The sequence below is a fragment of the Pseudomonas sp. XP1 genome (assembly GCF_053557675.1).
This window is the reverse complement of sequence record NZ_JBNRIJ010000057.1, coordinates 2,622-13,818: the sequence shown is the minus strand read 5'-3', so window position 1 is coordinate 13,818 and position 11,197 is coordinate 2,622. Positions and strand designations below refer to the sequence as shown.

12 protein-coding genes are annotated in these 11,197 nt (G+C 62.5%); 8 read left to right on the top strand and 4 right to left on the bottom strand.

Going from position 1 to position 11,197, the window contains the following annotated elements; translation table 11 throughout:
- Nucleotides 1-11: 11 nt before the first annotated feature.
- The 4 genes from tauD to tauA are packed head-to-tail and all read right to left on the bottom strand — an operon-like array spanning nucleotide 12 to nucleotide 3,518.
- The gene (gene tauD, locus ACK1U9_RS25070; RefSeq protein WP_085600142.1) at nucleotides 12-845 is read right to left on the bottom strand and encodes a taurine dioxygenase; all 834 of its coding nucleotides are present in this window, start codon (nucleotides 843-845) and stop codon (nucleotides 12-14) included.
- A 48-nt stretch (nucleotides 846-893) separates the two neighbouring features.
- Complete coding sequence (gene tauC, locus ACK1U9_RS25065) at nucleotides 894-1,733, bottom strand: taurine ABC transporter permease TauC (protein ID WP_046614541.1); 840 nt, start codon at nucleotides 1,731-1,733, stop codon at nucleotides 894-896.
- Nucleotides 1,730-2,518, bottom strand: coding sequence for a taurine ABC transporter ATP-binding subunit (gene tauB / locus ACK1U9_RS25060; protein WP_449110255.1), 789 nt, complete (start codon nucleotides 2,516-2,518; stop codon nucleotides 1,730-1,732). The genes tauC and tauB overlap by 4 nt, the downstream gene beginning before the upstream one ends.
- Before the next feature lie 28 nt (nucleotides 2,519-2,546).
- The gene (tauA, locus tag ACK1U9_RS25055; protein ID WP_449110254.1) at nucleotides 2,547-3,518 is read right to left on the bottom strand and encodes a taurine ABC transporter substrate-binding protein; all 972 of its coding nucleotides are present in this window, start codon (nucleotides 3,516-3,518) and stop codon (nucleotides 2,547-2,549) included.
- Between the two features lie 622 nt (nucleotides 3,519-4,140).
- Between tauA and ACK1U9_RS25050 the strand changes: the two genes are divergently transcribed.
- The 8 genes from ACK1U9_RS25050 to ACK1U9_RS25015 form a co-directional block, all read left to right on the top strand.
- Nucleotides 4,141-5,475 carry an OprD family porin gene (locus ACK1U9_RS25050; RefSeq protein WP_108480030.1) on the top strand — a complete coding sequence of 445 codons (1,335 nt, stop codon included), beginning with the start codon at nucleotides 4,141-4,143 and terminating at the stop codon, nucleotides 5,473-5,475.
- Nucleotides 5,476-5,642: 167 nt separating this feature from the next.
- Nucleotides 5,643-6,281: a peroxiredoxin gene (locus ACK1U9_RS25045; RefSeq protein ID WP_013970445.1), complete on the top strand. Its 639-nt coding sequence runs from the start codon at nucleotides 5,643-5,645 to the stop codon at nucleotides 6,279-6,281.
- Between the two features lie 228 nt (nucleotides 6,282-6,509).
- Nucleotides 6,510-7,103: an NADPH-dependent FMN reductase gene (gene ssuE, locus ACK1U9_RS25040; protein WP_108480029.1), complete on the top strand. Its 594-nt coding sequence runs from the start codon at nucleotides 6,510-6,512 to the stop codon at nucleotides 7,101-7,103.
- Nucleotides 7,104-7,187: 84 nt separating this feature from the next.
- Nucleotides 7,188-8,153 (top strand): sulfonate ABC transporter substrate-binding protein, encoded by a 966-nt coding sequence (locus ACK1U9_RS25035; protein ID WP_108480028.1) that lies wholly within the window; start codon nucleotides 7,188-7,190, stop codon nucleotides 8,151-8,153.
- A gap of 58 nt (nucleotides 8,154-8,211) precedes the next feature.
- On the top strand, nucleotides 8,212-9,360 hold the full coding sequence (gene ssuD, locus ACK1U9_RS25030; protein WP_025337326.1) for an FMNH2-dependent alkanesulfonate monooxygenase: 1,149 nt from the start codon (nucleotides 8,212-8,214) through the stop codon (nucleotides 9,358-9,360).
- A 10-nt stretch (nucleotides 9,361-9,370) separates the two neighbouring features.
- Nucleotides 9,371-10,168 (top strand): aliphatic sulfonate ABC transporter permease SsuC, encoded by a 798-nt coding sequence (gene ssuC, locus ACK1U9_RS25025; protein WP_046614535.1) that lies wholly within the window; start codon nucleotides 9,371-9,373, stop codon nucleotides 10,166-10,168.
- The gene (ssuB, locus tag ACK1U9_RS25020) at nucleotides 10,165-10,977 is read left to right on the top strand and encodes an aliphatic sulfonates ABC transporter ATP-binding protein (RefSeq protein ID WP_013970450.1); all 813 of its coding nucleotides are present in this window, start codon (nucleotides 10,165-10,167) and stop codon (nucleotides 10,975-10,977) included. The genes ssuC and ssuB overlap by 4 nt, the downstream gene beginning before the upstream one ends.
- Nucleotides 10,978-11,021: 44 nt before the next feature.
- A partial coding sequence (locus tag ACK1U9_RS25015) for a TOBE domain-containing protein (RefSeq protein WP_449110256.1) occupies nucleotides 11,022-11,197 on the top strand: 176 nt, incomplete at its 3' end.

Here is an 11,197-nt window from a genome sequence, read left to right as displayed (position 1 = left end):
ACAGACAACAACTAAAAGGGCGCATCCCCGAGGATGGTCGCCCGATGCATCACCCGCCGGTTCGGTCGGTAGTCATCCACGGCAAAATGCTGGGTCACGCGGTTGTCCCAGAACGCCACGTCATTCTCCTGCCACCGCCAGCGAATGCTGAACTCCGGCCGCGTCGCATGGGCGAACAGCAGCTTCAGCAGTGCCTCGCTTTCCAGTTCGCTCAACTCATTGATGCGCGTGGTGAACCCCTCGTTGACGAACAACGCCTTGCGCCCGCTCACCGGATGCGTGCGCACCACCGGGTGCGACAGCGGCGGGTTGTTGCGCCGGGTTGCTTCCCAGCGCGCCAGGTCTTGCGGTGTGGTACCGAAGCGCTCCAGCGGGAACGATTTGGTGAAGTCATGGGTGGCGGTCAGGCCGTCGAGCATCTCGCGCAGCGGTGCCGACAATGCTTCGAAGGCAGCGATGCCGCTGGCCCACAGGGTATCGCCGCCGTAGGCCGGCAACTGCTTGGCGCTGAGCACCGCGCCCAGGGCCGGGGTCGGCAGAAAGGTCACGTCGGTGTGCCACACGGCGTTGTCGCGCACATCGGTAACCGCCGTGTCGAGGATCAGCACCTGCGGGGTTTCCGGCACGTTGGGGTAGATCGGGTGGATGTGCAGGTCGCCGAAGCGGGCGGCAAAACGTGCCTGCTGCTGCGGGTTGATCGGCTGGTCGCGGAAGAACAGCACCTGGTGTTGCAGCAGCGCCTGCTCGATGGCGTCGCGTTCTTCTAAGGTGATATCGCGGCTGATGTCCACGCCGCTGATCTGGGCGCCAAGCGCCGGGCTGAGGGGGGTAATGGTCAGGCTCATGTCGGTCTCTTCAAACAGGCGCCAGGCTGCTGGCGTGGTCAACAGGATTCAGTGGCTCTGCCCGTGCCAAGGCACCAGTTTGCGTTGCAGGGCACGCAGGCTCATTTCCAGGGCGAAGGCGATCAGCGCGATCAGCAGGATCCCCAGCACCACTACATCGGTAACCAGGAACTGCGCCGCCGACTGCACCATGAAGCCCAGGCCGCTGGTGGCGGCGATCAGCTCGGCGGCCACCAGGGTCGACCAGCCAACGCCCAGGCCAATGCGGATGCCGGTGAGGATGTCGGGCAGGGCGCTGGGCAGGATCACGTGGCGGATCAGCTGGGCCTTGGTCGCGCCCAGCGATTGCGCGGCACGCAGCTTGGCCGGATCGACCGTGCGTACGCCGGTGGCGGTGGCAATGGCAATAGGGGCGAAGATTGCCAGATAGATCAGCAGCACCTTGGACAGCTCGCCGATGCCGCACCAGATGACGATCAGCGGCAGGTAGGCCAGCGGCGGGATCGGCCGGTAGAACTCGATCAGCGGGTCGAGAATGCCGCGGGCCACGCGGTTGTAGCCGATGGCGATACCCACCGGGATGGCGGTAAGCGTGGCGGCAAGCAGGGCCACGCCGATGCGCCCCAGGCTGGCACCCAGATGCTGCCACAGGCTGGCATCCATGTAGCCTTGGGTCAGCAGGGTTCCGGCCTTGGTCAGGATGTCGGCGGGCGAGGGCAGGAACAGCGGTTCGATCCAGCCGGCCGCTGTCACCAGCCACCAGGCAAACAACAGGCTGGCCAGGGTCAGGGTGCTTATCCAGCGGGTGGGCAGGGGGCGGCGCAGCTTGGTGGCTGGCCGGGGTTGGGTGTTGCGTTTGCCGGCGACCGGCAGGTCCAGGCTGCTCATGCGCGCTCCTGCAAGCTTTGACGTTGGGAGAACACCCGTGCCAGTACGTGCTCGCGGGTCTCGATGAAGGCCGGGTCGGACTTGATCGCCCGCGCGGGTTCACCTGCTGCGTAGCGCTGGCCGAAGTCCAGTTGCAGGCGCTCCACCACGCGCCCCGGATTGGGCGCCAGCAGCACCAGCTCGCTGGCGAGGAACACTGCTTCTTCGATGTCGTGAGTAATCAGAAACACCGGTTTGGCAGTGCGTTGCCATACCTGCAGCAACAATTCCTGCATCTGCTCGCGGGTGAAGGCATCAAGAGCGCCGAACGGCTCGTCCATCAGCAACACCCGTGGATTGGCTGCCAACGCCCGGGCCAGGCCCACGCGCTGCTTCTGGCCACCGGACAATTGCCAGATACGCCGCTCGCCAAAGCCATCGAGGTCGACCAGGGCCAACATTTCGCGGGCCTTGGCCTCACGCTCAGCACGTGGCACGCCGGCCAGTTCCAGGCCGAATGCGACGTTGCCCAGCACGTTCTGCCAGGGCAGCAGCGCATCGTCCTGGAACACTACGCCGCGCTCGGCACCGGGCCCCTGAACTGGCACGCCGTCCAGGGTGATACGACCGCTGCTGGGGGCGACGAAGCCGGCGATCAGGTTGAGCAGCGAGGTCTTGCCGCTGCCGGAAGGCCCCAGGGCCACCAGCAGTTGGCGTGGCCCCAGGCTCAGGTTGATGTCGGCCAGTACCGGGGTTTCGGCACCGGGGTACTGTGCGCTGATGCGCTCCAGTTCGAGCAAGGCCATGGCAGGCTCCGGTCGGTTTTCTACAGGCTTAGTTGGGCAGGTACTGGGCGCTGACGTACGGCGAGTAGTCCGGCAGCACCGCGTCGACCTTGCCTTGCTGCTTGAGGAAGGTGGCCGTGTCGGTCAGCGCCTGGGTGGTCGGCGCGCCCAGTGCATTGGCCTGGTCGGCAGCCAGCGGGTAGACGTTGCCCTGCAGCAGCACCGGGATGTCAGCAGGTTTGGCACCAGACAGTTTGGCCAGCTTGCTCACGTTGTCGGGGTTGGCCAGCCAGGCTTGCGGGTTCTTGCGGTAGTCGGCGTAGGCGTCGAGGGTGACCTTGGCGAAGGCCTTGACCACGTCGGGATGCTTGGCGGCGAAGTCCTTGCGCACGATCCATGCGTCGAAGGTCGGTGCGCCTTTCTCGGCCAGCTCGCCGGAGGTAATCAGCACCTTGCCGTTCTCCTTGGCCACACCCAGGGCCGGGTCCCAGACGTAGGTAGCGTCGATGTCGCCGCGCTTCCAGGCGGCAATGATCGCCGGCGGCGCCAGGTTGAGGATCTGCACCTTGGACGGGTCGATGTTCCAGCTCTTCAGCGCGGCCAGCAGGCTGTAATGGCCGGTGGAGACGAACGGCACGGCGACTTTCTTGCCGACCAGGTCTTGTGGCGTCTTGATGCTGTCGCGAGCGACCAGCGCTTCACCGGCGCCAATCTGTGTGGCGATCAGGAAGGTCTCGACCGGCAGCTTGCGGGTGGCTGCGGCGGCCAGCGGGCTGGAGCCCAGGTAGCCGATCTGTACGTCGCCGCTGGCTACGGCGGTGATCACGTCGGCGCCGTTGTCGAATTTGCGCCAGTCGATGCTGGCGTTGCTGGCTTTTTCGTAGTTGCCATCGACCTGCGCCACTTTGGCTGGGTCGACGGTGGTCTGGTAGGCCACGGTCAGGTCGGCAGCCTGGGCCAACCAACTGGCGCTGGCGAGGGTCAGGGCGGCGAACAGGCGCAGCGGAGTGTGCGGGATCATGGTGGACCTCTCGTCAGGCAATCGGTGTGATGGATGGCGAGAAGGCTAAATGATCTAAGAAAATTAAAATAAATAACTTTTTTGCATTAGCTTAGGAGCCAATTGCTTTAACCATGCTGTCTTTACGCGATCCCCTGTGGGAGCGGGCGTGCCCGCGAAGCAGCCGACGCCGTGGATGGCACCGGCGTCGCCGGTATTCGCGGGCATGCCCGCTCCCACATCGAGCGCACGAAGGACGCACCATAGGTAATCCTGGGCAATGGCGAAATCACAGACGGCTGCTAGGCTTTTTCGTCCCGATAGAACGTTACGGAATTAGGTTATGAGCAAACGTTTGCAAATAACCAAGGGTTATGAAAAATACGCTGCTGCTAACGAATGGCAGTAACAGTTCCTAACATATTCCTTAAAAATCTTACCAATTCATAAAACAGTCATTTTGGATTTATAGGATTGTCATTATCCTGTAGCGCAGGTGGCGTCTTAGACCAAAGTCGCGAAACGTTTAGAAACGATTGACTAAACGGTCACACTTTGGGACTAAATCGCCAATCCACGGTGAGCGGGGCAGCAGATCCCACCGCCAGAGATACACAAGAATTAGAACGTAGAGGAGCAAAACATGTACAAGTCCAGCCTGGCCCTGGCCGTGGCACTGGGGGTTCTCGCCCAACAAGCAGGCGCTGCCGGTTTCGTTGAAGACAGCAAACTGTCGCTCAGCTCGCGCACCATGTACTTCAACGACGACAACCGCGAAAGCGGTATCGACCAGAAAGAAAGCGGTCAAGGCTTCAAGCTCGACTACCTGTCTGGCTTCACCGAAGGCACCGTAGGTTTTGGTGTCGACGTTCAGGCACTGTGGGGCATTCACCTGGATGGTGGCCGTGGTAGCCGTCCAGATGCCAACAACACCTTCTTCCCAAGCGACTCCGATGGTTCGGCAGTCCACGACTGGGCACGCATTGGTGGTAACGCCAAGGCTCGCTTCTCCAAGACCGAGGTCCACTACGGTAGCGCCCTGGCGCCTATGCTGCCGATCCTGGTCTCCAACGATGGCCGTCTGCTGCCGCAGACCTTCGAGGGTGGCACCCTGCAGTCGAAGGAAATCGACAATCTGACCATCAATGCTGGTCAACTGACCCACGCCATGGGTCGTGCCTCGAGCAACCGTACCGGTCTTTCCGTTTCTGGCGCCTTCCGCGACAGCAACAAGTTCCAGTTTGCCGGTGGTGACTACAAGCTCACTCCAGACCTGACCCTGCAGTACTACTACTCGAACCTGGAAGACTTCTACAAGCAGCACTTCCTGGGTGCTACCCACGTCTTCAAGATCGCCGACAACCAGTCGTTCAAGACCGACCTGCGCTACTTCGATAGCCGCAGCGACGGCAAGAATGGCGAGACCGGTTACGCCTTCGACAACAACGGTGGCTACGCGAAGAACGGGGGCGAGGTCGACAACAAGACCTGGAGCGCCATGTTCACCTACACCTTGGGTGGCCACGCGCTGATGCTCGGTCACCAGCAAGTGGGTGACGATGGTGGTTTCGTCTGGCTGAACCAAGGTAGCGTCCGCAAGGACGGCGCCACTTCCTCGCTGGAAGGCAATGGCGGCGCAAGCTTCTACCTGTTCACCGATAGCATGATCAACCAGTTCGCTCGTGCCGGTGAGAACACCACCTTCGGTCAGTACTCCTATGACTTCGCGTCCCTGGGCGTTCCAGGCCTGAAGGCTTCTGTGGCCTACCTGCGTGGTGACGACATCCGCAACAAGTCGGGCGACGGCAGCTACAACGAATGGGAACGTGACGCACGCGTCGACTACACCATTCAGCAAGGCTCCCTCAAAGGCCTTGGCTTCAGCTTGCGTCAGGGTGTTTACCGTGGTAGCGGCGAAAGCATCGGGGACAAAGACCAGACTCGCTTCATCGTGAACTACACTTACAACTTCCTGTAAGCCGTAGCTGAACAAGAAGCCTCGCCTAGCGCGAGGCTTTTTTGTATCTGCAATCTCGTATGCCTAATGATTATAAATAAATCAGTATTTATTCTTTTTGTTTTTAATCAAATGCAGGCACATTCAACCCACACGGTACAGAACCCAGCACAAAGGAGCCGCAGCCCATGAGCCTAAAACTCGGCGATATCGCCCCCGATTTCGAACAGGATTCCAGCGAAGGCAAGATCCGCTTCCACGAGTGGCTGGGCAACAGCTGGGGGGTGTTGTTCTCCCACCCGGCCGACTTCACCCCGGTGTGCACCACCGAACTGGGCCTTACCGCCAAGCTGAAGGACGATTTCGCCAAACGCGGGGTCAAGGCCATCGCCCTGTCGGTGGACCCGGTCGATTCGCACCACCGCTGGATCGATGACATCAACGAAACCCAGAACACCGTGGTCAACTTCCCGATCATTGCCGACGCCGACCGCAAGGTGTCTGACCTGTACGACCTGATCCACCCGAACGCCAGCGACACCCTGACTGTGCGCTCGCTGTTCGTCATCGACCCGAACAAGAAGGTGCGCCTGACCATCACCTACCCGGCCAGTACCGGGCGCAACTTCAACGAAATCTTGCGGGTGATCGACTCGCTGCAGCTGACCGACAACCACAAGGTCGCCACGCCAGGTAACTGGCAGGACGGTGACGACGTGGTAATCGTGCCCTCGCTGAAGGACGAAGAAGAGATCAAACAGCGCTTCCCCAAAGGTTACCGGGCCGTCAAACCCTATCTGCGGCTGACCCCGCAGCCCAATCGTTAAAGGATTCCTCGTTGCATTGCTCTTAGCCAAAGCAGGGATATTCGGGCCGTTTCGACGGCCCTTTTTTATGCCTGCTGAAAACTGCGATGGCTTATTCGCGGGTATACCCGCGAAAGGGTCAAAACAGGAGATTGATAAAAATGGAATAAACAAATGAAAAAATATGATTTCTAGATATATGCGCCGACTGTTAATGTCACCTCCAACAGAAAACAAGGAAGCGCTGCAATGCTGGTCGTCTCAATCGGTGGTAGCCCCAGTACCCGTTCACGCTCCGGCGTGCTGCTGGAGCGCTCGCGCCAGTGGCTGCAGGACCGTGGCGTCGAGGTAGTGACGTTCCAGGCACGTGACTTTCCCGCCGAAGACCTGCTGCACGCCCGTTTCGACAGCCCGCAGGTGCAGCACTTCCAGCAGCTGGTGGCCCAGGCCGATGGCCTGATAGTCGCCACGCCCGTATACAAGGCCTCGTTCGCCGGTGCCCTGAAAACCTTGCTCGACCTGCTGCCCGAACGCGCCCTGGTACACAAGATCGTGTTGCCAATCGCCACCGGCGGCAGCATCGCTCACATGCTGGCGGTGGATTACGCATTGAAACCTGTGCTGTCGGCACTCAAGGCGCAAGAGACCCTGCAAGGGATCTTCGCCGACGACAGTCAGGTCGCCTACGGAGAAGGCAGCAGGCCTGCGCAGCTCGCAGCTGCGCTGGAAGAACGCCTGCAGGACGCGCTGGAAACCTTCCACGTTGCACTGGCCCGTCGGCCGCGCCCCGTGGCCCCCGGCGTATTGAACGAACGCCTGATCAGCGCTCGCTGGAGCATCTGACCGGCCCAACCCGCTTTACCACCTTACTCGCCCGACAACGAGGCAAGCAGGTGCAACCCGAACCCACTCGCACAGGAGAGCGCCATGCGCACAGTCTTCTTGCGTCGCGGTCTGGTCGCCCTGTTTGCGGCGGCTGTGTCCTTCGGCGCCATCACCCAAGCCCAGGCCGAGAGCCTGCGTATCGGTTACCAGAAATACGGCACCCTGGTGCTGCTCAAGGCCAAGGGCACGCTGGAAAAGCGCCTGGCCGAACAGGGCGTGCAGGTGCAATGGACCGAGTTCCCCGGCGGCCCGCAGCTGCTTGAGGGGCTGAACGTCGGCTCCATCGACTTTGGCGTCACCGGCGAAACCCCACCGGTGTTTGCCCAGGCCGCCGGTGCCGACCTGCTGTACGTCGCCTACGAGCCGCCAGCGCCGCACAGCGAGGCAATCCTGGTGCCGAAGGGCTCACCGATCCAGTCGGTCAAAGACCTCAAGGGCAAGAAAGTCGCCCTCAACAAAGGCTCCAACGTTCACTACCTGCTGGTTCGCGCCCTGGAAGACGCAGGCCTGAAATACACCGACATCCAGCCGGTGTACCTGCCCCCGGCCGACGCCCGCGCCGCCTTCGAGCGCGGCAGCGTGGACGCCTGGGTGATCTGGGACCCGTACCAGGCTGCCGCCGAGAAACAGCTGCAGGCTCATACCCTGCGTGACGGCAAGGGCCTGGTCGACAACCATCAGTTCTACCTGGCCACCCGCAACTACGCAACCCAGCACCCGGCGGTGATCAACACCCTGATCGAAGAAGTGCGTGCCGTGGGTGAATGGTCCAAGGCCAACCCACAGGAAGTGACAGAACAGGTCGCGCCGCTGCTCGGCCTGCCTGGCGACATCACTCTGACCTCGGTCAAGCGCCAAGGCTACGGTGCCGCGCCGCTCACCCCGGAAGTGGTGGCCGCACAACAGAAGATCGCCGACACGTTCCAGGCACTGAAGCTGATTCCCAAGCCGCTGAGCATCAAGGACGTGATCTGGACACCCCCGGCCAAGATCGCCAGTGCGCCTTGATTGATTCGCCTGCGCCGGGGCGCCGCCCTGGCTGAGCCCCCTTGAGGAGACAACTCCAATGAGCCTTAACATCTTCTGGTTCCTTCCTACCCACGGTGACGGCAAGTACCTGGGCACTTCCGATGGTGCACGCGCCGTCGACCATGGCTACCTTCAGCAGATCGCCCAGGCGGCTGACCGGCTCGGCTTTGGTGGCGTGCTGATCCCTACCGGGCGTTCCTGCGAGGACTCCTGGCTGGTCGCGGCATCGCTGATCCCTGTGACCCAGCGGCTGAAGTTCCTGGTTGCCCTGCGCCCCGGGATCATTTCGCCGACCGTGGCGGCACGCCAGGCAGCAACCCTTGATCGCCTGTCCAACGGCCGCGCGCTGTTCAACCTGGTGACCGGTGGCGACCCGGACGAGTTGGCCGGTGACGGCCTGCACCTGAACCATCAGGAACGTTATGAAGCCTCTGTGGAGTTCACCCGTATCTGGCGCAAGGTGCTGGAAGGCGAGGTGGTCGACTATGACGGCAAGCATATCCAGGTGAAGGGCGCCAAGCTGCTCTACCCGCCGATCCAGCAACCACGCCCACCTCTGTATTTCGGCGGTTCCTCCGAAGCCGCACAGGACCTGGCCGCCGAGCAGGTCGAGCTGTACCTGACCTGGGGCGAGCCGCCGAGTGCGGTCGCCGAAAAAATCGCCCAGGTGCGTGAGAAAGCCGCTGCCCAGGGCCGTGAAGTGCGCTTCGGCATCCGCCTGCACGTGATCGTGCGGGAGACCAACGAAGAAGCATGGGCCGCCGCCGACAAGCTGATCTCGCACCTGGACGACGACACCATCGCTCGTGCCCAGGCCTCGCTTGCGCGCTTCGACTCGGTCGGCCAGCAACGCATGGCCGCCCTGCACAACGGCAACCGTGACAAGCTGGAAGTCAGCCCCAACCTGTGGGCCGGTGTCGGCCTGGTACGTGGTGGTGCCGGTACCGCGCTGGTGGGGGATGGCCCGACCGTCGCGGCGCGGGTCAAGGAATATGCCGAGTTGGGCATCGATACCTTCATCTTCTCCGGGTACCCGCACCTGGAAGAGTCGTACCGGGTGGCCGAGCTGCTGTTCCCGCACCTGGATGTGCAACGCCCGGAGCAAGCCAAGACCGGTGGCTATGTGAGCCCGTTTGGCGAAATGGTGGCCAACGACATCCTGCCCAAGTCCGTAGCGCAGAGCTGAGGGCCAGGCCATGAGTCGTGCAACTTCCAACAACCTTGGCCAGCGCCTGGCGCCATGGGCGCTGCCGGTACTGCTGCTGGCTGCCTGGCAACTGGCGGTCAGCGCCGGCTGGCTGTCTACGCGCATCTTGCCTGCGCCCAGCGCCGTGGTCAGCGCCGGCGTCGAGCTGGTGCGCAGCGGCGAGATCTGGACCCACCTGGCCATCAGTGGCTGGCGTGCCGGGTTGGGCTTCGTCATCGGTGGCAGCATCGGCCTGGTGCTGGGCTTTATCACCGGCCTGTCGAACTGGGGCGAACGCCTGCTCGACAGCTCGGTACAGATGATTCGCAACGTGCCACACCTGGCGCTGATCCCGCTGGTGATCCTGTGGTTTGGTATCGACGAGTCGGCAAAGATCTTTCTGGTCGCGCTGGGCACGCTGTTCCCGATCTACCTGAACACCTACCACGGTATCCGCAACGTCGACCCGGCGCTGGTGGAAATGGCGCGCAGCTATGGCTTGTCCGGCTTCAGCCTGTTCCGCCAGGTGATCCTGCCCGGGGCATTGCCTTCGATCCTGGTAGGCGTGCGCTTTGCCCTGGGCTTCATGTGGCTGACCCTGATCGTTGCCGAAACCATTTCGGCCAATGCCGGCATCGGTTACCTGGCAATGAACGCCCGTGAGTTCCTGCAGACCGACGTGGTGGTGCTGGCCATCGTCATGTATGCCGTGCTCGGCAAGCTTGCCGACCTCGCCGCCCGCGGCCTGGAGCGTGTGTGGCTGCGCTGGCACCCGGCCTATCAAGTGGCGAAGAAGGAGGGCGCATGACCGTGCTCAAGGAACAGCCGCCACGCCTGCTGCGTGGTATCCCGCTGGCATCCAGCGGCCTGCGCAAGACCTTTGGCCAGCGCGAGGTACTGAAGGGTATCGAGCTGCATATTCCTGCCGGCCAGTTCGTCGCCATCGTCGGCCGTAGTGGCTGTGGCAAGAGCACCTTGCTGCGCCTGCTGGCCGGTCTCGACCAGCCCACTGCAGGCCAGTTGCTGGCCGGTGCCGCGCCGCTGGAGCAGGCCCGCGAAGAAACCCGCCTGATGTTCCAGGACGCGCGCCTGCTGCCATGGAAGAAGGTGATCGACAACGTTGGCCTGGGCCTGTCTGGCGACTGGCGCCCGCGTGCGCTGGAAGCGTTGGAGTCGGTTGGCCTGGCCGACCGCGCCAATGAATGGCCGGCGGCACTCTCGGGTGGCCAGAAGCAGCGCGTGGCCCTGGCCCGGGCGCTGATTCACCAGCCGCGCCTGCTGCTGCTGGACGAGCCGCTCGGTGCGCTGGATGCATTGACCCGTATCGAGATGCAGCAACTGATCGAACGCCTGTGGCGTCAGCACGGCTTCACTGTGTTGCTGGTTACCCACGATGTCAGCGAGGCAGTCGCCGTGGCTGACCGGGTGATCCTGATCGAGGATGGCGAGGTCGGGCTCGACCTCACTGTCGACCTGGCACGGCCTCGGGCGCGTGGTTCGCACCGCCTGGCCGCGCTGGAAAGCGAAGTGCTCAACCGTGTTCTGTCGGCCCCGGGCGCTGCGCCCGAGCCGGATCCTGTAGCCCCTTTGCCCACGCAACTGCGTTGGGCGCACTGACTGACTCACTTACCAGACTGAAGCCATAGAGAAGGAATCAAATCATGACCATCAAAGCCATCAACGTTCGCAACCAGTTCAAAGGCACCGTGAAAGAAATCCTCGAAGGCCCGGTACTGTCGGAAATCGACGTGCAGACCGCCTCGGGTATCGTCACTTCGGTCATCACCACCCGCTCTGTGCGTGAGCTGGAGCTGCAGGTGGGCAGTGAAGTGATTGC